This window comes from Hydrogenophaga sp. L99 (assembly GCF_058731905.1).
The window spans coordinates 481,847-506,545 of the sequence record NZ_CM178972.1; the positions used below are offsets into that span (position 1 = coordinate 481,847).

Annotated in this window: 26 protein-coding genes and 1 tRNA gene; 11 read left to right on the forward strand and 16 right to left on the reverse strand. The window is 65.2% G+C overall.

Annotation, left to right across the window (positions count from 1 at the left end; genetic code table 11):
- The first annotated feature begins 11 nt into the window (after window positions 1-11).
- On the forward strand, window positions 12-1,379 hold the full coding sequence (locus tag AC4QBL_RS02210; RefSeq protein ID WP_472907829.1) for an MATE family efflux transporter: 1,368 nt from the start codon (window positions 12-14) through the stop codon (window positions 1,377-1,379).
- 47 nt (window positions 1,380-1,426) lie between these two features.
- On the opposite strand, the gene AC4QBL_RS02215 is transcribed toward AC4QBL_RS02210, so the two are convergent.
- The 8 genes from AC4QBL_RS02215 to AC4QBL_RS02250 all read right to left on the reverse strand — a co-directional run bounded on the left by AC4QBL_RS02215 (window position 1,427) and on the right by AC4QBL_RS02250 (window position 8,265).
- A complete protein-coding gene (locus AC4QBL_RS02215; protein ID WP_472907828.1) occupies window positions 1,427-2,032 on the reverse strand; it encodes a CDP-alcohol phosphatidyltransferase family protein in 606 nt (201 codons plus the stop codon).
- Complete coding sequence (locus AC4QBL_RS02220) at window positions 2,022-2,672, reverse strand: ATP-binding cassette domain-containing protein (protein ID WP_472907827.1); 651 nt, start codon at window positions 2,670-2,672, stop codon at window positions 2,022-2,024. Before AC4QBL_RS02220 ends, AC4QBL_RS02215 begins: the two co-directional genes overlap by 11 nt.
- Window positions 2,669-4,306 (reverse strand): ABC transporter permease, encoded by a 1,638-nt coding sequence (locus AC4QBL_RS02225; RefSeq protein WP_472907826.1) that lies wholly within the window; start codon window positions 4,304-4,306, stop codon window positions 2,669-2,671. The genes AC4QBL_RS02220 and AC4QBL_RS02225 overlap by 4 nt, the downstream gene beginning before the upstream one ends.
- Window positions 4,307-4,317: 11 nt before the next feature.
- Window positions 4,318-5,535, reverse strand: coding sequence for an ABC transporter substrate-binding protein (locus tag AC4QBL_RS02230; protein WP_472907825.1), 1,218 nt, complete (start codon window positions 5,533-5,535; stop codon window positions 4,318-4,320).
- A 31-nt stretch (window positions 5,536-5,566) separates the two neighbouring features.
- Entirely contained in the window at window positions 5,567-6,448 is an 882-nt protein-coding gene (locus AC4QBL_RS02235; protein WP_472907824.1) for an HvfC/BufC family peptide modification chaperone, read from the reverse strand.
- Window positions 6,445-7,341 carry an MNIO family bufferin maturase gene (gene bufB, locus AC4QBL_RS02240; RefSeq protein ID WP_472907823.1) on the reverse strand — a complete coding sequence of 299 codons (897 nt, stop codon included), beginning with the start codon at window positions 7,339-7,341 and terminating at the stop codon, window positions 6,445-6,447. Before bufB ends, AC4QBL_RS02235 begins: the two co-directional genes overlap by 4 nt.
- 38 nt (window positions 7,342-7,379) lie before the next feature.
- A complete protein-coding gene (locus AC4QBL_RS02245; RefSeq protein WP_472899984.1) occupies window positions 7,380-7,658 on the reverse strand; it encodes a BufA1 family periplasmic bufferin-type metallophore in 279 nt (92 codons plus the stop codon).
- 121 nt (window positions 7,659-7,779) lie between these two features.
- Window positions 7,780-8,265, reverse strand: coding sequence for a TlpA family protein disulfide reductase (locus AC4QBL_RS02250; RefSeq protein ID WP_472907822.1), 486 nt, complete (start codon window positions 8,263-8,265; stop codon window positions 7,780-7,782).
- Window positions 8,266-8,396: 131 nt separating this feature from the next.
- On the opposite strand from AC4QBL_RS02250, the gene AC4QBL_RS02255 reads away from it, so the two are divergent.
- Complete coding sequence (locus AC4QBL_RS02255) at window positions 8,397-8,972, forward strand: sigma-70 family RNA polymerase sigma factor (protein ID WP_472907821.1); 576 nt, start codon at window positions 8,397-8,399, stop codon at window positions 8,970-8,972.
- Between the two features lie 26 nt (window positions 8,973-8,998).
- Window positions 8,999-9,187 carry a zf-HC2 domain-containing protein gene (locus AC4QBL_RS02260; RefSeq protein WP_472907820.1) on the forward strand — a complete coding sequence of 63 codons (189 nt, stop codon included), beginning with the start codon at window positions 8,999-9,001 and terminating at the stop codon, window positions 9,185-9,187.
- Between the two features lie 20 nt (window positions 9,188-9,207).
- On the opposite strand, the gene ftsY is transcribed toward AC4QBL_RS02260, so the two are convergent.
- The gene (gene ftsY, locus AC4QBL_RS02265) at window positions 9,208-10,317 is read right to left on the reverse strand and encodes a signal recognition particle-docking protein FtsY (RefSeq protein WP_472907819.1); all 1,110 of its coding nucleotides are present in this window, start codon (window positions 10,315-10,317) and stop codon (window positions 9,208-9,210) included.
- A 41-nt stretch (window positions 10,318-10,358) separates the two neighbouring features.
- Between ftsY and AC4QBL_RS02270 the strand changes: the two genes are divergently transcribed.
- From AC4QBL_RS02270 to AC4QBL_RS02290, 5 genes are read left to right on the forward strand one after another with little or no spacing between them, the layout of a single operon-like run.
- Window positions 10,359-11,825: a M16 family metallopeptidase gene (locus AC4QBL_RS02270; RefSeq protein ID WP_472907818.1), complete on the forward strand. Its 1,467-nt coding sequence runs from the start codon at window positions 10,359-10,361 to the stop codon at window positions 11,823-11,825.
- 41 nt (window positions 11,826-11,866) lie between these two features.
- Entirely contained in the window at window positions 11,867-13,204 is a 1,338-nt protein-coding gene (locus AC4QBL_RS02275) for a M16 family metallopeptidase (RefSeq protein WP_472907817.1), read from the forward strand.
- A 16-nt stretch (window positions 13,205-13,220) separates the two neighbouring features.
- Window positions 13,221-13,835: a 16S rRNA (guanine(966)-N(2))-methyltransferase RsmD gene (rsmD, locus tag AC4QBL_RS02280; RefSeq protein WP_472907816.1), complete on the forward strand. Its 615-nt coding sequence runs from the start codon at window positions 13,221-13,223 to the stop codon at window positions 13,833-13,835.
- 36 nt (window positions 13,836-13,871) lie between these two features.
- Window positions 13,872-14,390, forward strand: a complete 519-nt coding sequence (gene coaD / locus AC4QBL_RS02285) for a pantetheine-phosphate adenylyltransferase (protein WP_472899992.1) — start codon at window positions 13,872-13,874, stop codon at window positions 14,388-14,390.
- Window position 14,391: 1 nt separating this feature from the next.
- Entirely contained in the window at window positions 14,392-14,703 is a 312-nt protein-coding gene (locus AC4QBL_RS02290; RefSeq protein WP_472907815.1) for a YfhL family 4Fe-4S dicluster ferredoxin, read from the forward strand.
- Here AC4QBL_RS02290 and pth read toward each other — a convergent pair.
- The 7 genes from pth to AC4QBL_RS02325 form a co-directional block, all read right to left on the reverse strand.
- The gene (pth, locus tag AC4QBL_RS02295; protein ID WP_472907814.1) at window positions 14,640-15,323 is read right to left on the reverse strand and encodes an aminoacyl-tRNA hydrolase; all 684 of its coding nucleotides are present in this window, start codon (window positions 15,321-15,323) and stop codon (window positions 14,640-14,642) included. The two genes, AC4QBL_RS02290 and pth, sit on opposite strands and share 64 nt — an antisense overlap.
- 82 nt (window positions 15,324-15,405) lie before the next feature.
- Window positions 15,406-16,026, reverse strand: a complete 621-nt coding sequence (locus tag AC4QBL_RS02300) for a 50S ribosomal protein L25/general stress protein Ctc (RefSeq protein WP_472907813.1) — start codon at window positions 16,024-16,026, stop codon at window positions 15,406-15,408.
- Between the two features lie 99 nt (window positions 16,027-16,125).
- Window positions 16,126-17,100 carry a ribose-phosphate pyrophosphokinase gene (locus AC4QBL_RS02305; protein WP_472907812.1) on the reverse strand — a complete coding sequence of 325 codons (975 nt, stop codon included), beginning with the start codon at window positions 17,098-17,100 and terminating at the stop codon, window positions 16,126-16,128.
- 99 nt (window positions 17,101-17,199) lie between these two features.
- Window positions 17,200-17,276: transfer RNA gene (locus AC4QBL_RS02310), tRNA-Gln, on the reverse strand.
- Between the two features lie 95 nt (window positions 17,277-17,371).
- Window positions 17,372-18,250 (reverse strand): 4-(cytidine 5'-diphospho)-2-C-methyl-D-erythritol kinase, encoded by an 879-nt coding sequence (ispE, locus tag AC4QBL_RS02315; protein WP_472907856.1) that lies wholly within the window; start codon window positions 18,248-18,250, stop codon window positions 17,372-17,374.
- A 23-nt stretch (window positions 18,251-18,273) separates the two neighbouring features.
- Complete coding sequence (locus AC4QBL_RS02320; RefSeq protein WP_472907811.1) at window positions 18,274-18,810, reverse strand: lipoprotein insertase outer membrane protein LolB; 537 nt, start codon at window positions 18,808-18,810, stop codon at window positions 18,274-18,276.
- Window positions 18,807-20,642, reverse strand: coding sequence for a tetratricopeptide repeat protein (locus tag AC4QBL_RS02325; protein ID WP_472907810.1), 1,836 nt, complete (start codon window positions 20,640-20,642; stop codon window positions 18,807-18,809). Before AC4QBL_RS02325 ends, AC4QBL_RS02320 begins: the two co-directional genes overlap by 4 nt.
- Window positions 20,643-20,734: 92 nt before the next feature.
- Between AC4QBL_RS02325 and mutM the strand changes: the two genes are divergently transcribed.
- From mutM to mutY, 3 genes are all read left to right on the forward strand, one after another.
- On the forward strand, window positions 20,735-21,550 hold the full coding sequence (gene mutM / locus AC4QBL_RS02330) for a bifunctional DNA-formamidopyrimidine glycosylase/DNA-(apurinic or apyrimidinic site) lyase (RefSeq protein ID WP_472907809.1): 816 nt from the start codon (window positions 20,735-20,737) through the stop codon (window positions 21,548-21,550).
- A gap of 93 nt (window positions 21,551-21,643) precedes the next feature.
- The gene (locus tag AC4QBL_RS02335; protein ID WP_472907808.1) at window positions 21,644-23,587 is read left to right on the forward strand and encodes a dynamin family protein; all 1,944 of its coding nucleotides are present in this window, start codon (window positions 21,644-21,646) and stop codon (window positions 23,585-23,587) included.
- On the forward strand, window positions 23,584-24,687 hold the full coding sequence (mutY, locus tag AC4QBL_RS02340) for an A/G-specific adenine glycosylase (RefSeq protein ID WP_472907807.1): 1,104 nt from the start codon (window positions 23,584-23,586) through the stop codon (window positions 24,685-24,687). The genes AC4QBL_RS02335 and mutY overlap by 4 nt, the downstream gene beginning before the upstream one ends.
- The last annotated feature ends 12 nt before the right edge of the window (window positions 24,688-24,699 follow it).

A 24,699-nucleotide genomic window follows, 5' to 3' on the forward strand; every position in this document is an offset into this window, starting at 1 on the left:
TTTGTGTCTTCGTGATCTCCCCCAGCTTCCTGAAAGCGCGCACCGAGCTGCGCGCCATTGCCCTCATCGCCTTGCCTGTCATCACCGCGCAGCTGCTGCAGATGGGTATGGGCGTGGCCGACACGGTGATGGCTGGGCGCATCAGCCCGCTGGCCCTGGCGGCGGTGGCGATGGGCTCGGCCATGTGGTTTTTCACCTTCATCGCTGGCCTGGGCCTGATGCTGGCGCTCACGCCCATCATGGCCCACCACGTGGGGGCCAACCGCCACCACCTGATCGGTGACGAATGGCGACAAGGCCTCTGGCTGGCGCTGGGGCTGTCGCTGGTGCAAATCGCCACACTGTTCGCTCTGGCCCTGCTCATGCCGCACCTGGGCATATCGCCCGAGATCGTGAGCGAGACGCGCCGCTACCTGCTGTGGGTGGGCTGGAGCCTGCCGTTCACCTGCCTCTACCTGGTGCCGCGTTTTCTCAACGAGTCCATGGGCCACACCATGCCCATGCTGTGGACCCAGCTCCTGATGCTGCCGCTCAACGTGCTGGGCAACTACGTGTTCATGTACGGCCATTTCGGCTGGCCCGCCATGGGCGGTGCCGGCGCGGCGCTGTCCACCGGCATCGCCCAGACCCTCGGCTGCCTGGCACTGTTTACCTACACCCTGCGCGCACCGCGCTACGCCGCGCACCGGCTGCGCCAGACCTGGACCCGGCCCGACTGGGCACACATCGGCCGCATCGTGCGCCTGGGCCTGCCCATTTCCATTGGCATGGCCATGGAGTCCGGCATGTTCACCGCCACCGCGCTGCTCATGGGGCGCTTTGGCGTCGACGCGGTGGCGGGCCACCAGATCGCCATCAACATCGCTTCCATCGCTTTCATGGTTCCACTGGGTATATCCATTGCGCTCACGGTGCGGGTGGGCCAGGCGCTGGGCGCGGGCGACCCGCTGGCGGCGCGCTACCGGGGCCGCCTGGGCATTGCGCTGTGCACCGGCTTCATGGCTGTGTCTGCCGGGGTGCTCTGGAGCGCCAATGAATTCCTGGCCGGCCTCTACACGGCGAACGCGCAGGTGGTGGCGGTGGCAGCGCAGTTTCTGGTGTTCGCGGCCGTGTTCCAGCTGGTCGATGGCCTGCAGGTGGGTGCCATGGGCGTGCTGCGCGGCTACAAAGACACGAAAATGCCGATGCTCGTCACCGTGTTTTGTTACTGGGTGATTGGCATGGGCCTGAGCCTGGGCCTGGGCGTTTTCGGCCCCTTGGGCCCGGTCGGCCTGTGGGTGGGTTTGGTGGGCGGGCTGGCGGTGGCGGCCGTGGTGCTCACCGCGCGCTTCTGGCGGTTGACCCGGGATGTGTCGCACGGACAGTCATCGCTGTCCTGACCCCGCTTGCGCCCGCGCGCCGCGTGCTCAGTGTCACGCTCACACCGTCAACCAAACCGCTGCCATCCCCACACGATGCGCATGGCGATGGTGACGCCGCACAGCACCGCAAAGCCATAGGCGATGTAGGGGAACCACTGCGGCCACAGGCACATGGCGGTGAAGGCGAGGATGGTTTCGGTGGCTTCCGTGAGGCCGCCCAGAAAGTAGAAGCTTTTGTCGGGAAACGCCAGCGACTGCAGCTTGCGTTTTTCGGCCACGGCGGCAAACGCTAGAAAGCTGCTGCCGGTGCCGATGAAGGCCGCCAGCAGCACGGCCGCAGGCAGGGCATTCTGGGCCGGCTCGGCGATGGCGAAAGCGAGCGGAATGGATGCGTAAAACAAAAAGTCGAGCGTGATGTCCAGGAACCCGCCTCGGTCGGTGGGCTGGGTGGCGCGGGCCACGGCACCGTCCAGCCCGTCCATGAGGCGCGAAATCAGCAGCAACGCCAGGCCCACCCAGTCATGCTGCAAGGCAATGGCCGTGGCGGCGCCCATGCCCACAGCAAAGCCGGCGAGGCTGATCGCGTCGGCCCCCACGCCCAGGCGCACCAGCCCGCGCGCGGCGCGGGTCATGAGCGGCTTCAGCGCCCGTTGGATGGCTTTATCCAGCATGGGTTAGCGCGATCAGTTGATCGGGGGCGGCCACATCGGCAGCGTCGTGCGTGACCAGCACCGCCGGTATCTGCCGAGCGCGGATGTGCTCAAAAACAAAGGCGCGAAACTGGTCGCGCAGCGCGGCGTCGAGCTTGGAAAAAGGTTCGTCCAGCAGCAGGGCCCGCGGCTGGGCCAGCAAGGCGCGCATGAGCGCCACGCGGGCACGCTGCCCGCCCGACAAGGTGGCCGGGTCGCGTTCGCCATAGCCCTGTAGGCCTGCCTCAGCCAGCGCCTGCTGCACCTGGGCCAGGCGCTGCGCGCGCGGGCCGGGCGGCACGGCAAACAGCAGGTTTTCTGCCACCGTGAGGTGGGCAAACAGCAGCGGGTCCTGAAACAGCAGGCCCACGCCGCGTTGTGCGGTGGGGCGCTGGCTGATGTCTTCGCCGTTGAGCCGCACACTGGCTTGCGCGCGCAGCGCCTGCGTGCCTTCGGCCACGCTGCCCAGCGTGCCGGCAATGGCGGCCAGCACCGAGCTTTTGCCGCTGCCGCTGGGGCCCATGAGCGTGAGGACATGGCCGGGCTGCACGGTAAAGCGCAGGTCTTTCAACAGCACGCGCTGCGCGCTGCCCAGCTGGGTGATATGGACCTGTAGCGTCATGAACGGGTGACTTTAAAACGGCGGGGCGCGCCCAGCCAGGCGGCCAGGCCAAACGCCAGAACGGGCAATACAAATTGCAGCCCCGCGTAAGCGCTGGTGAGCGAGCGCTGCGCGCCGGCCGCCAGGGTGACAGCTTCGGTGGTGACGCTGCTGAAGCGCCCGGCCCCGATGTAGAGCGTGGGCAGGTACTGGGCCACGCTCACGGCAAAGCCCACGGCGGCGCTGGCCGCCAGTGCGCGGCGCAGCAGCGGCCACTTGATGCGCCACAAAAAATGCCAGGGGCCGTGGCCCAGGCTGGCGTTGAGCTGGGCGTAGCGCACATCAAAACCCAGGTAGGCCGGGCTGAGCGCCAGCAACACGTACGGCAGCACCATGGCGGTGTGCGCCAGCAACAGTCCGAGCCACTGGCCTTCCAGCCGCCACTGCAGTGCCAGGCTGTACAGGCCCACCACCCACAGCACGGCGGGCAGCACCAGCGGCAGGTAGAGCACAGGGCGCAGGGCGGTGTCCCAGCGGCGCGGGGCCAGTTCCAGCCAGGCCACGCTCCAGGCCAGCGCCAGCGCGGTAGACGCCAGCGCCAGCCCGAGCGTGGTGCTCACGGTGTCGCGGCTGTCCCACACGCGTGCCCAGGCCTGCCAGGTGACGGCTTCGGGCCACACCTGCGGGAACGGCCACACGCCTGCAACGCTGCCCACGGCCAGGGCCAGCAGCACGGCGCCGTAAAGCCCAGCCAGCAGCAGGTAGCTGGCGGGCAAACCGCCTGATGGGTCTTTGTGGGTGGCTTGTGAGCCAGTACCGCGCCGCCCGTTCAGCCGCTGGCCGCTGCGCAGGTGCAAGCTCTGCAGGCCCCGCCACACCAGCGCCGCCGCCAACAGGGCCAGCGCCAGGGCGCCGCCCGCGGCGGCACCTTGCGCGTTCACGGCCAGGTCGGCGTCTTGCAGCCACTGCCAGGCCAGCACGGCCAGAGTGGGCGGCGAGGCCGGGCCGATCACCAGCGCCATGTCCACCACCGTGAGGCCATAGGCCAGCACTGCCAGCAGTGGCCACCACAGGCGCGCGCTCAGCTGCGGCCACACCACGCGCCAAAACGCGCGCTGCGGGCTGTAGCCCAGCGTCTGGGCCAGCGCGTGTTCGTTGCGCCAGCGCTGGCGCACGTCGTCGCGCTGCAGCTGGGTGGCGGCGGTCCAGAGCAAAAACGGAACTTCTTTGGCGGTGAGCGCCGCGATCAGACCCAGCCCCCACGGGTCTTGCGTGGTCGGCCAGGGCGGGGGAAATTCAAAACCCGTGAGCCAGGGCGACAGCGCCCGCAGCACCCAGCCGCTGGGCGCCAGCAAAAACACCAGACCAATGGCCAACGCGGCGTGGGGCGTGGCCAGCATCACCGGCAAACCGCGCAGCAGCCGCCCCAGCGACTGGCGCACAAAGCCCTGCGCCAGCAACGCGGCCGCCAGCCACCATGCCAGCGCGGTGGAGGCCAGGCCGGTCCAGAGCGTCAGCGCCAGCGCGTGCAGCCAGTGGGGGTCTTGCCACAGCGCTTGCCAGGCAGCGGCGTCAAACAAACTGGCCAGCGCCAGCGCAGCCACGGCCAGCAACGGCCCGCCTGCGATCAGCAGCAGGGCGGTTGCCCAAAACAAGCGAGGTGGCGTCACAGGTACCTTTTGGCCCACTCCTTCTCCACCGGCTCCACCCAGGCCGCGTGCGGCTCGGGCAGCGTGGGGGCGGGCTTGGCCACCTGGCCCGGCAGCGGCTGGCTGGGGAACAAGGCCCGTTCGGCGGGGGGCAGTTTGGCCAGGTCAAGTACGGTGGGGTCGCCCCAGTGGCTGATGTCGGCCTTGCGCGCCTGAGCCTTGGCCGAAAGCAGGAAGTTGGCCACCACCTGGGCACCGGCGGCGGCTTTGGCGTTGTACGGAATGGCCACAAAGTGGGTGTTGCCAATGGTGCCTTTGGCGAACTGCCAGCTGACCACCGAGGCCGGCAGGCGCTTGGCCGCGATCTCGTTGGCCGGTTCGTTGGGGTTGAAGGTGAGCGCCAGCAGCAGTTCACCGTCGGCCATCATCTGGCGCACGGCAGCCGGGTTTTGCGGAAACTGCTTGCCGCCGCGCCACAGGTGCGGGTGCAGTGCGTCCAGAAACTGCCACAGCGGCGCGGTGACCTGGGCGAAGTCGGCCGCCAGAGGCGGTTTGGCCAACACGCGGACGTCGGCCACATGTTCCAGCAGCGCCTGCTTCACAAACGTGGTGCCGGTGAAGTCGGGCAGGCGCGGGTAGCTGATGCGCCCGGGCTGGCGCCGCGCCAGGGCCAGCAGCTCGGCCATGCTTTGCGGCGGCTGGGGCAGGCGCTTGCTGTCGGCAAACAGGGTGAACTGCGCCATGCCCCAGGGCGACTCTTGCCCGTCGGTGGGCACCGAAAAGTCGTTCAGGGTGGTGGGCTTGCCCACCGTGTCCACGTATTTGAAGTTGGGCAACGCTTCGGCCCAGGGGGCGAGCAGCAGGCTGTCGCGCTTCATGGCGGCAAAGTTCTCACCGTTGATCCACACCAGGTCCACGGTGCCGCCACCGGCCTGGCGGCCAGCGGCTTTTTCGGCCCGCACGCGCTTGACCACGTCGGCGGTGTCGGTGATCTTCACGTGCTCCAGCTGGATCCCGTAAGCGGCTTTCACCTCAGCCGCCACCCATTGCAGGTAGGCGTTGGTGGTTTCGCTGCCGGCCCAGGCATTGAAGTACACGGTTTGCCCCCGTGCGGCTTTTTCCAGGGTGGACCAGGCGGGGGTGGGGGATTGCGCCCAGGCGGGTGTCAAGGCCGCACCCGTGGCGCTGCCAGCGATCGTGAGCATTTCGCGGCGGGACAGGCTGAAGGTTGTCAAAGTGAGGTCTCCGAAAAAGGGTTGGCTGAGCTTAATTCATGGGCCGATGGGGCTCATGGGCTGGGTTTTTGGGCTGGACTGTGGGCGGTAGGCTGTGCACGCCTGTGACCAGCGCGTCCGCGACGGCGGCACTCAGCCAGGCAGAAAAGTCAAAGGCGGTGGTTGAATCGGCCACAGCGAAGGCGGCGTCCAGCGCCTGGGTCAGGTCGGCACCCGCCAGCAGCGTCTGCAACAGGGCCGATGCGCTGGGGTGAATGCCTTGCATGCGCGGACGGTGGCCCTGGCGCCACACGAGTGCGTGTTCGCCCTGGCCGTCGCGCAGGCGCTGGGCGGCCTCGTCCAGCCGGGGCGTTGCGTGCAGATGCGCCCCGATCAGGCTGGCCACCGGGAAGGCGCTGTACACCACAGCGGTGCCGGGCGCCAGGGTGAGCGCCAGGCCTTCGGGCGCTTCGTGTGCGAGGCGCGAGAAGCTGGCGGGGTCGGGTGCAATATCGGCGGCGCCAGCGGCTGCGTGCAGCGCCCATTCGGTGCGCGCCACATCGCTCAGGTACGGCACATCGGCCAGTTGCGCGTTGTGCTGCAAAAAGCCGGGCAGGGCGTCGCCCCACTGGGCCAGATCGCCCCGCTGCGGCGGATGCTGGTGCCACAGATCGCGCGCCAGCAGCGCGAAGTTGTCAGCGCCGATCAGTGCCGCCACCACGGGGTAGGCGCTGAGCAAAGCCCGCTCGGCCATGGCATGGCCATTGCCCCTGTAAGCGGCCAGACCGCGGGCAGCCTGGATGTGGCGCGTGTCCAGAAAGTCGGGTAGGTGCGCGGCCGCTTCGCGGGCCTGGGCACTGCCGGGCCTGGCCAGCAGCGCTTGCAGCAGCGCCTGCTGCTGAGCGCCCAATGCGTGCAGCGCCTGCGCGCTCATGCGGTGGCCGCCTGCAAAGCAGCAGCGTCCAGGCAGCGCTGGGCCGTGGAGCGGGCGCGCTCGGCTTCGTCCAGCAGCACCTGAAGCGCGGGCAGGTCGGTGTCCCACTCGATCAGCGTGGGCACGGCACCCAAGCGGCGAACGGCGTGCTGGTAGACCGACCACACGGCCTCATGGACGCGGCTGCCGTGGTCGTCAATGACAATATCGCCGCAGTGCACATGGCCCGCCAGGTGCATTTCGGCCACATGGCGCGGCTGCACCGCGTCGAGCCAGCGCCTGCAGTCGCCCAAGGGGTCTGTGGTCTCGCCGCGCAGTTGCGCGTTGAGCGCGTTCACATACACGTTGTTCACATCCACCAGCAGCTGGCAGCCCGTGCGCTGCGCGAGCGCATTCAGAAAGTCGGGTTCATCCATGTCGGCTTCTCGCCATCGCACATAGGCCGACAGGTTTTCCACCGCGATGGTGCGCCGCAAGCGGTCTTGCACCTGGTTCACGTTGGCACACAGGGCGTTGAGCGCCGCGTGGCTCATGGGCACGGGCAGCAGGTCGGCCGCGTGCTGGCCAGGGCCGCGCGCGAAGCTGGCGTGGTCGCTCACGCGCACCGGATCAATGGCTTTCGCCAGACGCGCCAGCTGGTCGAGGTGCCAGGGGTCGATGCCCGCAGCAGAGCCCAGCGACAGGCCCACGCCGTGCAGACTGACGGGGTAGTGCTCGCGGCCTTCGCGCAACACCGCGAGCGCAGCACCGCCGGGCGCGAAGAAGTTTTCGGAATGGACTTCAATGAAGTCCAGGGCGGGCTGCTGTTCCAGCAAGGCCGCGTAATGGGGGTGCCGCCAACCGATGCCCACCTGAGGCGCTGCGGCTGAAGTCCGATGAGCGGGTGCGGTCATGGTGGCGGGCTTTTTTTGATTCGAAGAGCGAAGGCGGTTCAGGACTTCATGGCCTTCTTGGCTTCGTCTGCCGACAGACCGCCCAGCGTCTTGCAGGTGCCAGCCGCCACGTACTTCCACTCGCCCTTGTCGTTGTCCACTTTGGACTGGCCGGCGCAGGAATGCGTGCCGGCGAGGTTGCCGCAGTCGTTTTGCCCGGCCTTGGCGACGCCGTAGCACTTCTCTTTGGCGGTTGTTTGTGCCAATGCTGGCGAAGACAGCAGGGCCAGCGACATCAGCGAAGCGGCGGCAGAGGTGATCAGGGTGCGTTGGTTCATTTCAGTGACTCCATGGAGGGGTTGAAACCACTGGCCTGCGGCGCAGCGCCTGGTGGTTGGGAGTGAGTCTGTCGGGGCGGGCGGTTCTTACAGAGCGGCATGCAAAAAAATGGTCGGTCTTTCAAAGAACGTCGGCAATGCGGTCCCAGGCCTCAACGGGTATGCGCCCTTGGTACGCCTCGACCAACTGGCCTCGTTTGTCGATCAGGCGGGCGCTGGGCAGCTGGAGTGGCCGACCCATGGTGTCACTGAAGTCGCTGCCGCCGGCCCACACAGAGGCAAACCGCTGAGGCGCCGGGGTGGTCTGGGCCACCAGGCGCTCGTAGTCCAGCCAGTCCTGTCGCTGGGCGTCCATGTTCACCCCCATCAAGGTGAACGGTTGGCTGCGCCAGCCCAACAGGTTCGCGCGCAGTTCTTTCATTTTGTCGCGGCACACCGGGCAACCCGTGGCCCAGTAAAACACCATCACCACGCGGCCTTGAAATGCCGCCAACTGCAGCGGTTGCCCCTCGGCCGTGGTGCCTTGCAGGGCTGGCAGGGCGGTGCCAGCCGGTGCCGTGAACTGTGCCGCCGAGGGCCCGGCAGCGCACAGCAAAGCGATAGACATGAACTGTCGGCGCTGGAGGCCTCCAAGAGCGGTATGCGGGTGCGTCATCGGGTATCTCCTTCAAGGACTAATACTTTTTGTCGCAGAGATCTTCGATTGCTTACACTCGCATCCGATTCCAAATCGTCCACATGCACAAAGATCAACCCGCCGAATTCGAGCATCAACTGGTCGCCCTGCGCAGCTACCTCATGCGCTTTGCGCGCCTGCAACTGCGCAACGAGGCCTGGGCGGAAGACGCCGTTTCCGAGACCTTGCTGGCTGCCCTGGCCAAGCCCTTGGCGTTCGAGGCGCGCTCGCAGCTCAAGACCTGGCTGGTGGGCATCCTCAAACACAAAATCATCGACTCCATGCGCCAGCGGCAGCGCGAGGTGGTGCTGGACAGTGGCTCAGACGATGACTGCACCGACCCGCTGGAGCACATGGCATTCAAGCGCGACGGCCACTTTGCCGAAAAACCCGCCGACTGGGGCAACCCGGAGCAAGACCTGAACAGCCGCCAGTTTTTTGTCATTCTGGAAGCGTGCACCGACAAGTTGCCGGCGGTGCAAGGCCGGCTGTTTCTCATGCGCGAGTGGCTGGAGCTGTCCAGCGAAGAAATCTGTAAGGAACTCGGTTTGACGCCGACCAACTTGTACGTTCAGTTGCACCGCGCCCGTCTGCGCTTGCGTGAATGTCTGGAACTCAACTGGTTTGCCGCACGATGAACGCCTGGCTCAGAAAACTCCCCCTGATGCGCTCCTGCAAGGAAGTGACGGCGCTGGTCATTGCCCGCGAAGACCGGGCGTTGCCTGTGGCCGAACAATTGGCTTTGCGTATGCACATGGCCATGTGCAAGGCCTGCCCCACCCTTGAGCGTCAGGTGCTCAGCATGCGCAACGCCATGAAAAACTGGCGCCACTACACAGACGACGAGCGCTGACGCCCGGTGCGTCTGTTCGCTCAGCTCAGCAGCGCCTGGGCAAATTCGCGGGCGTCAAAGGTCTCCAGGTCTTCCAACTTTTCACCCACGCCGATGAAGTAGACCGGCACCGGTTTTTCGCGCGCAATCGCACACAACACGCCGCCCTTGGCCGTGCCGTCGAGCTTGGTGATCACCAGGCCGGTGAGTTGCAGCGCATCGTCAAACGCCTTCACCTGCATCAGCGCGTTTTGCCCGGTGTTGCCGTCGATCACCAGCAACACCTCGTGGGGCGCAGTGGCGTCGGCCTTTTGCACCACCCGCTTGATCTTGCGCAGCTCTTCCATCAAGTGCAGCTGGGTGGGCAGGCGCCCGGCGGTGTCCACCAGCACCACGTCGCGTCCGCGGGCGCGGCCGGCGGTCACGGCGTCAAAGCTCACCGCTGCGGGGTCGCCGCCTTCCTGCGTGATGATGTCGACCGTGTTGCGGTCGGCCCACACGGCCAATTGCTCGCGGGCAGCGGCGCGAAAGGTGTCGGCCGCAGCCAGCAGCACGGTGGCGCCCTCGTTGGCCAGGTGGCGCGTGAGCTTGCCAATGGAAGTGGTTTTGCCCGCGCCATTCACGCCTGCCACCATGATCACCGTGGGCTTGAACTCGCCAATCACCAGCGGCTTTTGCAGTGGCTTGAGCAGGTCGGTGATCGCGTCGGCCAGCAGTCCTTTCACGGCCGCCGGGTCGGTCGTCTTTTGTTCTTTGACGCGTTTTTTCAGATCGGCCAGCAGGTGCTCAGTGGCTTTCACACCGGTGTCCGCCATCAGCAGTGCGGTTTCCAGGTCTTCGTACAGCGCGTCGTCAATCTGCGTGCCGGTGAACACCGTGGCAATGCTGGCGCCGGTCTTGCGCAAACCGGCCTTGAGCTTGTCGAGCCAGCCCTTGCGCGGTTCGGGTGCGGCGGCAGCCACCACGGGCGGCACAGCCGCCACAGGGGTTGGCGCGGCCATGGGCGCAGGCGGGGCCACAGGCAGGGCTGCAGCCACCGGCGCCACGGCCGGTGCCGCCGCAGGTGGGGCAGCGGGCTCAGCAACGGGTGGCTGTGCTGGGGCGGGCGCTGGAGGGGGGGTAGGGGTTTTTTTTCGGAAGAACGAGAACATTTTTCAATCTCTAGAATCCATTGCATTCTATGAAACGCACCATGCACCTGCTTGACACGCGCTTCAACGCGCTGTTTTTGACCCTGGCGCTCAGCGCATCCGGCGCTTGGGCGCAGGCGCCAGCGAACCTTCCAACCCCTGCGGCCACAGCGTCGCAACCCACAGCCGAGCCACTGGCCCACACCTTTATGCTGGCCAACGGCATGACGTTGATCGTGCGGCCCGACCGCCGCGCGCCCACCGTGGCCCACATGCTGTGGGTGCGCGTGGGTTCCATCGACGAGGTCGACGGCACGTCCGGCGTGGCCCATGCGCTGGAGCACATGCTGTTCAAAGGCACGCCCACGCTCAAGCCGGGTGAATTTTCCCGCCGCATGGCCGCACTCGGCGCGCGCGAAAACGCCTTCACCAGCCGCGACGCCACCGCCTACCACCAGCAGGTGCCGGCAGCCAAGCTGGAAGAGGTGATGCGGCTGGAAGCCGATCGTTTTGCCAACAACCAGTGGGCCGACGACGAGTTCAAACGCGAGCTCGAAGTCATCAAGGAAGAGCGCCGCCAGCGCACCGAAGACTCACCGCGTGCCCGCATGTTTGAAGCGCTCAACGCGGCGGTGTTCCAGGCCAGCCCTTACCGGCGGCCCATCATTGGCTGGATGAGCGACCTCGACGCGATGACGCCCGACGACGTGCGCGCTTTTTACCAGCGCTGGTACACCCCGGCCAACGCCGCCGTGGTGATCGCGGGCGATGTGGACGTGGCCCAGGTGCGCGCGCTGGCCGAAAAGCATTACGGTGCCTTGGCCGCCCGCGCGGTGCCCCCACGCAAACCGCGCGTCGAGCCCGACCAAACCGGCCCGCGCCGCCTGGAACACCGCGCGGCGGCCGAGCAGGCCATGGTGGCGCTGGCCTTCAAAGTGCCGCAGTGGACCGACGGCGAAGACCCCGCCAGCCAGGACGCGCTGGCGCTGACCGTGCTCTCGGCCGTGCTCGACGGTTACAGCGGCGCCCGGCTGGAGCGGGCGCTGGTGCAAGGCCAGGGCATGGGTGGCAAGCGCGTGGCCGACAGCGCCGGCGCCTCTTACGGCCTGTATGGCCGTGGCCCGCAGCTGTTTTTGCTCAGCGCTGTGCCGGCCCGCGGCGTGTCGGCCGACGCCGCTTCGGCTGCGCTCAAAACCGAAGTGGCGCGCATCGCCCGTGAAGGCGTTAGCGCGGCCGAGTTGCAGCGCGTCAAAACCCAATGGACCGCCGGTGAAATCTACAAACTGGACTCGGTTTTCAACCAGGCCCGTGAGCTGGGTAACTACTGGATCAACGGCATGGACGTGAACACCGGCGACCGCCTCATGGCGGCGTTGCGCCAGGTCACGGCGGCGCAGGTGCAGTCGGTGGCGCAACGCTATTTTTCCGACGAACAGCTCACCACCGCCGTGCTGGTGCCCGACCCCAGCCGGCGCACCGCCGCTGGCAGCACCCCGTCAGCGCCCCGGCCCGTGTTGGGCCGGCATTGAACGGCATGTTGCTGTTTGCGAAACCCACCATGTTCACATCCATGCTTCACTTCGTCCGCCCGGTTGCTGTCTTGACCGGCCTGCTGGCTCTGGGCGCCGTGCTGCCCGCACAGGCTGCCATTCCCATCGAACACTGGACCCATCCCACTGGCGCCCGTGTGTACCTCGTGGCCAGCCCGTCCATTCCCATGCTGGACGTGCAGCTCGACTTTGACGGCGGCAGTCGGCGCGATCCTGCCGCACAGGCCGGCCTGGCCAGCGCCACCGCCGGTTTGCTGTCTGCGGGTGTGGCGGCGCAGGGCGCGCAGCCCGCACTGGACGAAAACCAGCTCAGCGAAGCCTGGGTCGATCTGGGTGCCCAGTTTGGCGCCCAGGCTGGCAGCGACCGTTTCAGCCTGTCGCTGCGCACCCTCACCGAGCCCGATTTGCTGGAACGCGCTGTGGCCCTGGCCGCCCGCCAGCTCGCCGCCCCCGCCTGGCCCGAGCGGGTGTGGCAGCGCGACCGTGAGCGCACGCTGGCCGCGCTGAAAGAAGCCGACACCCGACCCGCCACCCAGGCCGGCCGGGCCTTTGCCCGCGCCGTGTTCGGCAACCATCCCTACGGGTTTGAGCCCGTGGCAGCCACACTCAACGCCATTTCCGTGGCCGACATGCGCGCCTTTTACCGCCGCCACGTGGCCGCCTGCCGCGCCCAGGTCACGCTGGTGGGCGCCATCGACCGCGCCCAGGCCGACCGCATCGTGGGCCAGTTGGTGGGCGCCGTGGTGCCCCACGGCTGTGAGGCCTTACCCGCCGTGCCCCAGGTGCAGCCGCTGGCGCAAGCGGTGAACGAGCAGCGGCCATTCGAAGCGGCCCAGGCACAGGTGCTGATGGGCCAACCCGGCGTGGCCCGCAACGACCCCGACTTTTTTTCCCTGTTTGTGGGCAATTACATTTTGGGCGGTGGCGGCTTTGTGTCGCGCCTCACCACCGAGGTGCGCGAAAAACGCGGCCTGAGCTACAGCGTTTACAGCTACTTCTCGCCTGGCCTGCACGCCGGTGCGTTTCAGGTGGGTCTGACCACCCGGCCCGACCAGGCCGCCCAGGCTGTGACCGTGGCGCGCGACGTGGTGCGCCAGTTCGTTGAACAAGGTCCGACCGACACCGAGCTGCAAGCCGCCAAAGACTTCCTCATCAACGGCTTTGCGCTGCGCATCGACAGCAACCGCAAACTGCTGGACAACGTGGCCAACATCGCCTGGAACGGCCTGCCGCTGGACTACCTCGACACCTGGACCGGGCAGGTTCAGCAGGTGAGCGTGGCCGACATTCGCCGTGCGTTCAGCCGCGTGCTACAGCCCGATCGCATGGTGACCGTGGTGGTGGGCGCAAAGCCTTGAGCGTTAAGCTACGGGCATGAAAAAACCAGCACCTGCAGCGCACAAGCGCCCAGCCAGCGCACCCAATGAGGTGCGAATCATCGGTGGCCAATGGAAGCGCTCCATTCTCCCGGTGCCCAACCATCCCGGTCTTCGGCCCACGCCTGCGCGCGTGCGCGAAACCTTGTTCAACTGGCTCGGGCAGGATCTGAAGGGCCTGCGCTGCCTTGACGCCTTTGCCGGCACGGGTGCCCTCGGCTTTGAAGCCGCCTCGCGTGGGGCCGCCGAAGTGGTGCTGGTCGAGCAGGATGGCGCCTTGTTGAGCGCCTTGAGCCGCACCAAGGCCAAGCTCAGCGCCGACACGGTGCGCGTGGAGCGTGGTGACGGCTTGGCGGCTCTGCGCCAGCGCGGCGGCCTGCGGCTGGACGTGGTGTTTCTGGACCCGCCGTTTGCCGATGGGCAAAACGACGCCCTGGTACTTTCGGCGCTGGCTGCTGCCCGTGCCGCTGTGGGCGAAACGGGTTTGATCTACCTGGAAGCGCCCCGCGTCTGGAGCGCTGATGAGCTGGCCCAGACCGGGCTGCAGGTCCATCGCCAGGGCAAAGCCGGCCAAGTCGCCTTTCACCTGCTGCGGCTATTGCCCGCCCAATAAGTCGGGCCACAGCACCCGTCCCGCATAATTCAGGGCATGAGTTTCGATCTGTCCCAGTCATCCGGTAGCCCCCGCATCGCCATCTACAGCGGTACTTTTGACCCGTTGACGCTCGGCCATGAAGACGTGGCCCGACGTGCTTCCCTGCTGTTTGACGAGGTGATCATTGCGGTGGCCATGGCGCACCACAAAAAAACGCGCTTCACCCTGGCCGAGCGGCTGGACATGACCGCCGAGGCCGCATCGCGGATGCCCGGGCGGGTGCGGGTGCTGCCGTTTGACGGTCTGATCATGGACTTTTGCCGGCAGCAAAACGCCACGGCGGTGGTGCGCGGCATACGCAACCTCACAGACTTTGACTACGAAGCCCAGATGGCGGCAATGAACCGCAAGCTCAACCCGACCGTAGAAACGGTGTTTTTGTTGCCGCAGGCCGAGCTGCAATGCATTTCCAGCACCCTGGTCCGCGAGATTTCCTACCTGAGCGGCGACGTGTCGCAGATGGTGAACGCTGCGGTGGCACAGCGGCTGTTGCCCAAAAAGCTGGAGGCTTGACATGGCGCTGATGATCACCGACGAATGCATCAACTGCGATGTGTGCGAGCCAGAATGCCCGAACGAGGCAATCTACATGGGCGAGGAAATTTACGAGATTGACCCGGCCAAATGCACCGAGTGTGTGGGCCACTTTGACGAGCCGCAGTGTGTTCAGGTGTGCCCGGTCGCCTGTATTCCCCTTCACCCGGACCACATCGAAACCCGGGAAACGCTGTGGCAAAAATACCAGCGGCTGCAAAAGGCCGGTCAGCCCTTGTCAGCCTCCACCGACGTGTCCACCAGCGGCACAGCACCGGCATCAGGCGTCTGAACCACGGGCGCGTCGGCCTTGGGTGGCCGGGGTGGCTTGGGGCGTGGTGGTTTGCTGGTGTGAATCAGCGCCGTCGCCTTGTCCATTTCGCCAGCTATCAGGTTGGGCAAGGCCTTGAGGCTGCGGTCCAGCGCTTGTGCAATGGTAATGCGGTCATCGGGGGAGGGTTTTTTCAGCACCCAGTTGGCCACCTCATTCTTGTTGCCCGGGTGACCAATGCCCACGCGCAGCCGCCAGTAGTCGGCGCTGCCGAGCTGGGCATGAATGTCGCGCAGTCCATTGTGTCCCGCGTGTCCGCCACCTTTTTTCAGCTTCACTTCGCCGGGCGGCAAATCCAGCTCGTCGTGCACCACCAGCACCTCCGCGGGTGCAATCTTGAAAAACCGCGCCACTGAAGCGACCGACTTGCCCGACAGGTTCATAAACGTCTGCGGCTCCACCAGCCACACGCTGTGGCCGCTCACATTGGCCCGTGCCACCAGCCCAAAGTGGCCACGCTCCATCTGCAGCGGTACCTTGAGCAGGCGTGCGGCTTCGTCCACCCACCAAAAGCCGGCGTTGTGGCGGGTGTGTTCGTATTCGGGACCGGGGTTTCCCAGTCCGGCAATCAGTCGGATCATGCGCAAATTATCGGTGACGCTACAAAGAGAAACGGCCCGCAGAGCGGGCCGTTTCGGGCAGAGAGAAAAGGTCCGGAAGGACTTATTTCTTCTTCTTGCCTTTCTTGTCGTCCACCACAACCACAGGGGCTGCGATCACTTCGGTCACAGGCTCAACCACGGTGGCCACGGTCAGGTTCTTGCGGCCGTGCATGACGAGCTTGACGTTCTTGTCCAGCTTGATGTCGCCGGTGTGCACGGTGGAGCCCTTGACGACAGCGCCCAGGTCAACCGTGATGTGCTCGGGCAGCTGGGTAGCCAGGCACTCGATTTCGATTTCGGTCATCACGTGGTTGATCACGCACTTGTCTTCTTTCACGGCAGGCGAGTTTTCGCCATTGATGAAATGCAACGGCACTTTCTTGTGCAGACGGGTCTTGTCGTCCACGCGCTGGAAGTCCACGTGCAGGACTTGTGGCTTGTAGGGGTGGTATTGCACGTCGCGCAACAGCACTTTTTGCACCGAACCCGCAATTTCCATGTCCAGGATGGAAGCGTGGAACGTTTCCTTCTTCAGGGCGTGCCAGAGGGCGTTGTGATCGAGTTCGATCAGCGACGTGGCGGCTTCGCCACCAAAAACGATACCGGGCGCACGGCCGGTGTTGCGGAGACGGCGGCTCGCACCCGTACCCTGCTTGGCGCGCTCAAAAGCGACAAATTGCATAACATTCTCCATTTGAGGGGTTCCGCGACCAGAACGCCTCTGTTTCAAAAGGGCGATCCCCACCATGGGAACTGCCCGCTTCTTGCTGCTGACAGGGTTTTAGAACAGGTTGTCCTGATCGGCAAACAAACTCATGACCGACTCGCCCGATGCAATGCGCGCAATGGTCTCAGCCATCAGCGGTGCCACGGAGAGTTGGCGGATCTTGGCGCAGGCCTGTGCAGCCTGCGACAAAGGTATGGTGTTGGTCACAACGACTTCGTCGAGTGCATTGCCTTTGGCAATGCGCTCAATGGCCGGACCCGAGAAAATAGGGTGTGTGCAGTAGGCGTAAACGCTCTTGGCGCCGCGCTCTTTCAACACTTCTGCGGCTTTCACCAGCGTGCCAGCGGTGTCGATCATGTCGTCCATGATCACGCAGTTGCGGCCATCAATGTCGCCAATGACGTGCATCACTTCCGACACGTTGGCCTTGGGGCGGCGCTTGTCGATGATCGCCATGTCGCAATTGAGCTGCTTGGCCAGCGCGCGTGCGCGCACCACACCGCCGACGTCGGGTGAGACCACCAGCAAGTCGGAATAGTTTTTGGCGCGCAAGTCACCCAGCAACACCGGCGAGGCGTAGATGTTGTCCACCGGGATATCAAAGAAACCCTGGATCTGGTCGGCGTGCAGGTCCATGGTCAGCACGCGGTCCACACCCACGGCTTGCAACATGTTGGCCACTACTTTGGCAGTGATCGGCACGCGGCTTGAACGCGGGCGGCGGTCTTGGCGGGCGTAGCCAAAGTAGGGAATCACAGCCGAAATGCGTGATGCGGAAGCGCGCTTGAGGGCATCGACCATGATGATGAGTTCCATCAGGTTCTCATTGGTCGGCGCGCAGGTGGACTGGATGACAAAGATGTCACGAGCCCGTACGTTTTGGGTGATTTCAACCGTGACTTCACCATCAGAGAAGCGGCCCACGTTGGCGGCTCCAAGCTGTGTGCCCAGGTGTTGGGCAATTTCAGCGGCCAATACCGGGTTGGCATTGCCGGTGAAGATCATGAAATCCGGGGGCTGAACTTGCATGGTGTTCCCAGCTGTTTCTACGACGGCCCCACAGGATCGCCGATAAAAAATGGCCACCGCAGGATGGCCGTTTTGTTACGTGGTGTGGATCAAATGAAATGGCAGGGGAGGAAGGACTCGAACCCTCGCATGCTGGAATCAAAATCCAGTGCCTTTACCAACTTGGCGACTCCCCTACGCTGGTTGTTTGCTTGGCACAAGTGCCACTCAAGCAACCCAAAACTGTCGCAGGTTACGCATCAACTGCCTGGGTTTTGCGTAAGCCAGGATTCTACCCGGAACACCACTCAAGCAATGGATGTGCATCCATATTTTTGCAATCTTTCACCAACCAGTTGCCAGGGGCATCTGACAGATCGAGAGACTGTCGTATTTGCGCAAACACTGCTGTACCCGACCCGCTCATACGTCCTTGCAACCCATGGCTCTGAAGCCAGTTGATGCAGCGCCCTACATCAGGACACAACGCTTGTGCGACGGGCTGTAGGTCGTTTTGCCCAATATCCAGAATGCTCTGGATGCTGTGCTTTATCGGCTCACTTGCATCGTTTGCAGCAAAGCCTTGAATTATAGCAGGCTTTGTGTCGCGCTTCAAAAGAGGGGAGCTGAAAATGGATTGTGTGGAAGCGCCTCCTGGTGGTTTGACCACCACGAACCGGGCATCTTCGAGCGACAGCGGTGTCAGTTGCTCGCCCACGCCTTCTACCCAGGCGTTGCGCCCACCAATGAAGAAGGGGACGTCGGCGCCCAGTTGCAGACCCACCGCCGCGAGCTGTGCACGGTTGAGGCCCAGTCCCCACAGCCGGTTGAGCGCCAACAGGCAAGTGGCGGCATCAGAGGACCCACCGCCCAGACCGGCTTCGGCGGGCAGGCGTTTTTCGAGCCCCACGTGAACGCCCAGCGTGCAGCCGGTGGCTTGTTGCAGCAAGCGTGCAGCGCGCACCACCAGGTCTTCGGCAGGCAGGTGTGCGGCGGTGAGGTCTTCTCGGCTGATCGCCCCGTCGTGGCGCAGCTCAAAGTGCAGCGTGTCGCACCAGTCGATCAGCATGAAGACCGATTGCAGCAGGTGGTACCCGTCTGCACGCCGACCGGTGATGTGCAAAAACAGGTTGAGTTTGGCGGGCGCGGGGACATCAAAAAGCCGCTTCAGCGGCGCGCGCGACGTGAAATGGGTCATGGCTGGAAAACGATGCGCAGTTCGGCCGCGGGCAGCGGAGTTGTGCGCCGCGCGGTGATGCGGCCTTCAGGCTGGCGGGCGAGGTCGGCCTGCCAGCCTTGGGCGTCTTCGCTGGGCTTGCCTTGCAGCCAGCCAAACAGAGCGGCCACCGGCAGGCTGGTGCCGCTCAGCTCCGTGGTCAACAGCTCAAGGCTGCTTCGGGTGGTGACTTGTTGCCCCTGCCGCAACTCGGCGCCCTGCGGGGACCACAAGACGGTGGCGAGGGTGTTGCCCAATGGCGATGTCAGTTGCAGCTCACCGGTGTGCGGCGAGCCGCGCAAGTCAAAGCCAGCGGAAAACGACTGCGGTGGATCGCTGTCGACCCGCACCGAAAGGCGGCCGTTCCAGGCGGTCTCGCCCGGCAGCGCTGCGCGTGGTGGTGTGGCACAGGCAGAGAGCAGCAGCACGCACATCAGCGCCAGCAGTTGACACCGGACGTGGGCCAGCCAGCGGCCAAGCTGACCCGAGTTTTTCGACTTTCCCGCAAGACTCATGGAGAAACCCGAAGCCGTTTCAGGGTGGCCTGCAGTGTTTCGTTGTCGCTGGAGAGCAGCAGGCCCTCGCGCCAGATCTTCAAGGCTTCTTCGCGTCGGCCCATGGTCCAGAGCACTTCACCCAGGTGGGCTGCAATTTCGGCATCGGGGCGCTTGCCGTAAGCGGCCTGCAAAATTGCCAGCGCACGCGGGAAGTTGCCCAAGCGGAATTCAACCCAGCCCAGGCTGTCTTGGATATAGGCATCGGTGGGTGCCAGTTCCACCGCTTTTTCAATCAGTTGCTTGGCTTCGGGCAGGCGCTCGTTGCGGTCGGCCAGCGAATAGCCCAGTGCGTTGTAGGCGTGCTGGTAATCGGGTTTCGCTGCGATGAGTTGGCGCAAAAGCCGCTCCATGGCCTCCGGCTGGCCCGCCTTTTCGGCCATCATGGCCTGGTCATACAGCAGTTCGGTGTCTTCGGGAAAGCGCCGGCTGGCCTCTGCATACACTTCATAGGCTTGCTGCCAGGCCTTGAGGTCTCGCAGCAGCTGGGCTTCTGCCACCAGCTTCAGGCGGGCGTCTTCCGGGCGGCGCTCTGGGTGGTTGCGCAGCAAGGCGCGGGCCTGTGCCAGCTGCCCTTGACGGGCCAGCAGCGAGGCGCGGCGCATTTGCGCCGCCATGATGTCGTCGGCGTTTTCAATCCGGTCTAGCCAGGCGTTGGCCGCTGCAAAGTCATTTTGCTTTTCAGCAATCTGCGCCATTTGCAGGTAAGCCTGTGTGAGGCCGCGGGCCGAGCGCTCGTCGCCTGCTTGGCGAGCCAGCGCCATGTAGTTTTGCAGCGACGCGGTGGCTGCGGGCAGTGCGTTGTCTTGCACCTGCAGCGTCGCCAGCAGCAACCATGGCTCGGCCAGGGTGGGCTGGCTGGCGGTGATGGCGTCGAGCTGGCTGCGCGCATCGGCGTAGCGCTGCAGGTCGAGCAAGATCCGCGCGTAGGTGAGCGCCACGGGTGGCGTACCCGACGGCGTTTGCGGGCTGACTTGCAGGTGCCTGCGCACCAGTGCCTCGGCATCGGGCTGGCCGCGCTCAAGCAGCTCCAGCGCCAGCAGAGCGGGGAAGGGCGATGCGGGGTCGGCCTGGTGGCCCTGGCGTGCCGAGACGAGGGACTGGGGCAACTGGCCTGCCGCCAATTCCATGCGGCCCAACGTGGTCCAGGCGGCAGCTGCATTGTCGGGTTGCTTGAGCGAGCCGCTCAGTGCTTCGCGCACCACCGCCAGGGCTTGGGCCTTGTCGGTCGCGCGGGCGAACGTTTGGGGAATGGCGTTCAGGGTGTCGTTGCGCTCGGCGGGTGTGCTGCGGTCCAAAATCGCGCGCAACACCGGACCGACTTCGCCCACGCGGTTGAGCGCCAGCAGGATTTGCAGCACAAACCGATGGGCCTCGGGGCTCTGCGGCAGGTCTTGCGACCAGGCGCGTGCTGCGGTCAGAGCAGCTTCGCCCGACCGTGCTTGCAGCGCCACATCCACGGCACGCCGGTAAAGCCGCTCGTCGCGCTGCTTGCGCGCAGCGTCCAGGATCAGCGAGTAGCCGGTACCCGGCTCGCCGGCCTGAACATTCAGCTCTCCCAGCAGCAGCTGGTAAAAAAGCGGGGCATTCAGCGCCGAGTTGATCACCGGGGTCGTGGTCGCCGCCGCCGTGGCTGGCGGGGCAGCTGGCGCCGTCTGGGCTGTCGCGCTCAGCGTGCCACCCAGCAGCACAGCAGCCAGCAACGCGAGCCGCTTGCCGGCTTGATTGGGGCGGCGCCGCGCCCCTTTTGCACGACTGAAAGCCGGATGGACGCTGCGGTGCAAGGTGTTCATTGACTCATGATAATAGAAGGCTTTCGGGGAGCTGCGGGTCTGATCCAAAGACCGTGCAGGCGTTCCTGATCACTTTCTGAAAAGCCTTTGTCATGCCCGAACTCCCGGAAGTAGAGGTGACGCGCCGCAGCTTTGCTGACCGCATTGCCGGTGCACACATTGTGAATGTGCAGATGGGCAAGCCCCTGCGGTGGGCGCTGGGTTGCGAAGCGGCAAGCTTGGTGGGGCGTAGCGTGTTGCGCGTGACGCGGCGTGGCAAATACCTGCTGGTGCAGTTGGACGCGGGTGTGTTGCTGCTGCATCTGGGCATGTCGGGCAGCCTGCAGTTTGCGCCCGTCCTGCCACCGCGCGGGGTGCATGACCATTTTGAGCTGGTTACCAGCCGAGGCTTTTTGCGCCTGCACGACCCGCGCCGGTTTGGTGCCGTGGTGTTCGCCGCTTCGCTGGACGATCCGCGCGCTGTGAAGCTGTTGGGGCGCTTGGGCGTGGAGCCGCTGGAGGCGGGATTTGATCCGCTGTCGTTTCACCGTGCGTTGCAACTGCGTCGTGCCAGCATCAAGCAAGTGCTGCTGGCGGGCGATATCGTGGTGGGGGTCGGCAATATTTATGCGTCGGAAGCGCTGTTCATGGCGGGCATACGCCCCACCGTGCGGGCCGACCGCCTGAGCAAGCCGAGGGCAGCGCGGCTGCACGCGGCCATTGTGGCGGTGTTGCAGCGCGCCGTGGCGCTGGGTGGCAGCACCCTGCGCGACTTTTCAAGCGCTGAAGGGCAGAGCGGCTACTTCCAGCTGGACGCCATGGTGTACGGGCGCGATGGTTTGCCTTGCCGGGTGTGCGACACGCCCATCAAAAGCATCCGCCAAGGGCAGCGGTCGACGTTTTTTTGCACCCACTGCCAGAAGCCGTAAGCCGCTCGTCCCGAGAGCTGGGGGTTCTGGCTGCCGGGCCCTATGCGCCGCGGGCCCGGTGCTATATTGAAGAATCACTACAGAACATGGCCCATGAGCTTCAATCAGGACTTTGATCAGCACGGCGCTTGGCGCAAGCAGTTTGCCTTGCGGCTTAGGCTGCTTTCGGAATGGCTGACCGACCACGATCTGATGGAAGCGGGTGTACGCGACCGGCTGGAGCAGCTGCACGCGCAGGTCAAGAACGACAAGATCACGGTGGCCTTTGTGGCCGAGTTTTCGCGCGGCAAGTCCGAGCTGATCAACGCGGTGTTTTTTGCTGGCTATGGGCGCCGCATCATGCCGGCCAGTGCCGGGCGCACCACCATGTGTCCCACCGAGCTGGGCTATGACGCTGAGGTGCCGCCTTGCCTGCGGCTGCTGCCCATTGAAACCCGGCTGCAGCCCCAGTCGCTGCTGGACTGGCGCAATGCGCCCGACAAGTGGGAACGCATTGATCTGGATGTCAATGACCCGAAACAACTGGCCAAGGCGATTCAAAAGGTGGCTGAGGTGCGCCGGGTGAGCAAGTCGGAAGCGGCCGCCCTGGGTTTCTGGGACGACGAGGTGCCCGACGACAACCCGCTGGTGGGGTCGGACGGATTGATCGAAGTACCGAAGTGGCGCCACGCCTTGATCAACATGGCGCACCCATTGCTCAAACAGGGCTTGGTGATTCTGGATACACCGGGACTCAATGCCATTGGCGCCGAGCCCGAGTTGACGGTCAGTCTGTTGCCGCAGGCGCATGCGGTGGTGTTCATTTTGGCGGCGGACACCGGCGTGACCAAGTCCGACCTCACCATCTGGCGCCAGCACCTGGCGGTGTTGGGAGAGCGCAAAGCATCGCGTCTGGTGGTGCTGAACAAGATTGACACCATGTGGGATGCGCTGAGCTCGCCAGAGCAGGTGCAGTTGCAAATTGCCTCGCAACGCACCGACTCTGCCGACATCCTGGGCCTTTCGCCCCGGCAGGTGCTGGCGGTTTCCGCGCAAAAAGGTTTGCTGGCCAAGGTCAATGGCGACGACAAGCTGTTGGAAGCCAGCAATTTGATGGAGCTGGAAACCGCATTGGGCGTGGGCTTGCTCGGCCAGCGCCGCAAAATATTGAGCTCGGTGGTGGATTCGGGCATTCAGCTGTTGCGCCAGGAAACCGGCCGCCTGGTGCACATCCGCGCCCGGGACTTGGTGGAGCAGGTGCAGGAGCTGGAGGGGCTTCGCGGCAAAAACGTGGGCGTGATCAAGCAAATGCGGCTGCGCATTGAGCAGGAGCAGGCCGATTTCGACGCCAGCGGGGCCAAGATCCAGGCGGTGCGTTCGGTGCATCTGCGTCTGCTGAAAGACCTTTTTGCCTTGCTCAGCGCCACACATCTCAAAACCGAGGTGGCCGAACTGGCCCGTGCACTCAAGCAGCCTGGCATCAAGCTGGGTGTCAAGCGGGCTTATGGGCACACCTTTGAGCGCTTGCGGGCCGATCTGGCCCGGGCGCACAAGCTGGCGGGTGATATCCAGTCCATGCTGGAGGGCAGTTTCAAGGGCCTCAATGCCGAGTACGGGTTTTCGCTGCAGGCACCCACGCCACCCCAGCTGGCGCACTACGCGCGTGAGCTCGACCTGATCGAAAAAAGCCATTTGCAGTACCTCAGCCTGGGCAATGCCTTGCGTCTGGCACAGCCGGAATTCGCCGAGCGTCTCGCCCGAGCGCTCATGAGCCGTCTGCGGGTGGTTTACGACACAGCCGTCAATGAGGTGGAGCTGTGGAACAAGTCTGCAGCGGCCCAGCTCGACGCCCAGCTGCGTGAGCGCCGCCGCAATTTTTCGCGCCGCATTGAGGCCGTTGCGCGAATCCAGCAGGCTGCGGGTGGCCTCGACGAGCGCATTCGCGAGCTGCAGTCGCAGCAGGCCGAGCTCAATTTGGTGGACGCCAAACTGTCTGAGCTGACCGACCACCTGCTGGCAGCACCCGAAGAAGAGCCCGAGAGCCTCCCTGCAGCATGAGCGCCGCGCAGGTGAACGCAGGCAGCGGCCTGCCGTTGGCATTTGCCCGGCTGCTGATCGACTGGCAGCGCTTGCACGGCCGCAGTGGCTTGCCATGGCAGCACACCCGCGATCCGTACCGGGTGTGGCTGTCTGAAGTCATGCTGCAGCAGACCCAGGTGAGCACGGTGCTGTCGTACTTTCCCCGCTTCCTGGACAAATTTCCGACTGTTCAAGCGCTGGCCGAAGCCAGTGCCGACGAGGTGATGGCCCTCTGGGCAGGGCTGGGGTATTACAGCCGTGCACGCAACCTGCACCGCTGTGCCCAGGCGGTGGTGGCTGAGCACGGTGGTGTGTTTCCCGGCAATGCTTCCGCGCTGCAGACGCTGCCAGGCATTGGCGCTTCCACCGCTGCGGCGATCGCGGCGTTTTGCCACGGCGAACGGGTGTCCATCGTGGACGGCAACGTGCGCCGGGTGCTGTCGCGCCTGCTGGCTTTTGACGGCGACCTGGCGCAGACCGCGCGCCAGCGCGAGCTGTGGGTTCTGGCCCAGGGCCTGCTGCCCCATGCCCCGTCGCCCGACGATATGACTGCTTACACCCAGGGTCTGATGGATCTGGGTGCCACGCTGTGCACGCGCAGCCGGCCCCAGTGCGAGCGCTGCCCGGTGCAAACCATCTGCCGTGCGCGCGAATCCAGCACGGTGTCGAATTACCCGGTCAAGACCCGCGCGGTGAAGCGCCGGCACGAAAGCTGGTGGCTGCTGTTGTTGCGCGAGTCGGGGGCGCCGGGCCGTGAGCGTATCTGGCTGGCGCGCCGACCAGCGCCGGGCATTTGGGCGGGCCTGTATTGCCCCCCTGTGTTTGACAGCGAGGCCGCCCTGTTGGACAGGCTGCCGCAGCCCTTGCGGTCAGCGGTGCGCGAGCTGGAGTCAGTGGCACACAGCCTGACACACCGCGAACTGCGTCTGCACCCGCGCTTGCTGGTTGTGGATGAGCCGCTGCCTGTGCCCAGCAACATGCCGGGCGCCTGGGTGGACGCTGCAGCCCTGGATGGGCATGGCCTGCCCGCTCCGGTGCGGTTGTTGCTGGCGCCTTGGCTGGACGGTACGCCAGCCTGAGCACCCGAGCCG

Coding starts and splice junctions, on each gene's coding strand:
- rsmD (WP_472907816.1), top strand. CDS start 13,221: ATGAAAAAACCAGCACCTGCAGCGCACAAGCGCCCAGCCAGCGCACCC.
- coaD (WP_472899992.1), top strand. CDS start 13,872: ATGAGTTTCGATCTGTCCCAGTCATCCGGTAGCCCCCGCATCGCCATC.
- AC4QBL_RS02300 (WP_472907813.1), bottom strand. CDS start 16,026: ATGCAATTTGTCGCTTTTGAGCGCGCCAAGCAGGGTACGGGTGCGAGC.
- AC4QBL_RS02305 (WP_472907812.1), bottom strand. CDS start 17,100: ATGCAAGTTCAGCCCCCGGATTTCATGATCTTCACCGGCAATGCCAAC.
- AC4QBL_RS02260 (WP_472907820.1), top strand. CDS start 8,999: ATGCGCTCCTGCAAGGAAGTGACGGCGCTGGTCATTGCCCGCGAAGAC.
- AC4QBL_RS02325 (WP_472907810.1), bottom strand. CDS start 20,642: ATGAACACCTTGCACCGCAGCGTCCATCCGGCTTTCAGTCGTGCAAAA.
- AC4QBL_RS02255 (WP_472907821.1), top strand. CDS start 8,397: ATGCACAAAGATCAACCCGCCGAATTCGAGCATCAACTGGTCGCCCTG.
- AC4QBL_RS02290 (WP_472907815.1), top strand. CDS start 14,392: ATGGCGCTGATGATCACCGACGAATGCATCAACTGCGATGTGTGCGAG.
- AC4QBL_RS02275 (WP_472907817.1), top strand. CDS start 11,867: ATGCTTCACTTCGTCCGCCCGGTTGCTGTCTTGACCGGCCTGCTGGCT.
- AC4QBL_RS02220 (WP_472907827.1), bottom strand. CDS start 2,672: ATGACGCTACAGGTCCATATCACCCAGCTGGGCAGCGCGCAGCGCGTG.
- AC4QBL_RS02235 (WP_472907824.1), bottom strand. CDS start 6,448: ATGAGCGCGCAGGCGCTGCACGCATTGGGCGCTCAGCAGCAGGCGCTG.
- pth (WP_472907814.1), bottom strand. CDS start 15,323: ATGATCCGACTGATTGCCGGACTGGGAAACCCCGGTCCCGAATACGAA.
- AC4QBL_RS02335 (WP_472907808.1), top strand. CDS start 21,644: ATGAGCTTCAATCAGGACTTTGATCAGCACGGCGCTTGGCGCAAGCAG.
- mutY (WP_472907807.1), top strand. CDS start 23,584: ATGAGCGCCGCGCAGGTGAACGCAGGCAGCGGCCTGCCGTTGGCATTT.
- mutM (WP_472907809.1), top strand. CDS start 20,735: ATGCCCGAACTCCCGGAAGTAGAGGTGACGCGCCGCAGCTTTGCTGAC.
- AC4QBL_RS02215 (WP_472907828.1), bottom strand. CDS start 2,032: ATGCTGGATAAAGCCATCCAACGGGCGCTGAAGCCGCTCATGACCCGC.
- AC4QBL_RS02320 (WP_472907811.1), bottom strand. CDS start 18,810: ATGAGTCTTGCGGGAAAGTCGAAAAACTCGGGTCAGCTTGGCCGCTGG.
- AC4QBL_RS02245 (WP_472899984.1), bottom strand. CDS start 7,658: ATGAACCAACGCACCCTGATCACCTCTGCCGCCGCTTCGCTGATGTCG.
- AC4QBL_RS02250 (WP_472907822.1), bottom strand. CDS start 8,265: ATGTCTATCGCTTTGCTGTGCGCTGCCGGGCCCTCGGCGGCACAGTTC.
- ftsY (WP_472907819.1), bottom strand. CDS start 10,317: ATGTTCTCGTTCTTCCGAAAAAAAACCCCTACCCCCCCTCCAGCGCCC.
- bufB (WP_472907823.1), bottom strand. CDS start 7,341: ATGACCGCACCCGCTCATCGGACTTCAGCCGCAGCGCCTCAGGTGGGC.
- AC4QBL_RS02270 (WP_472907818.1), top strand. CDS start 10,359: ATGCACCTGCTTGACACGCGCTTCAACGCGCTGTTTTTGACCCTGGCG.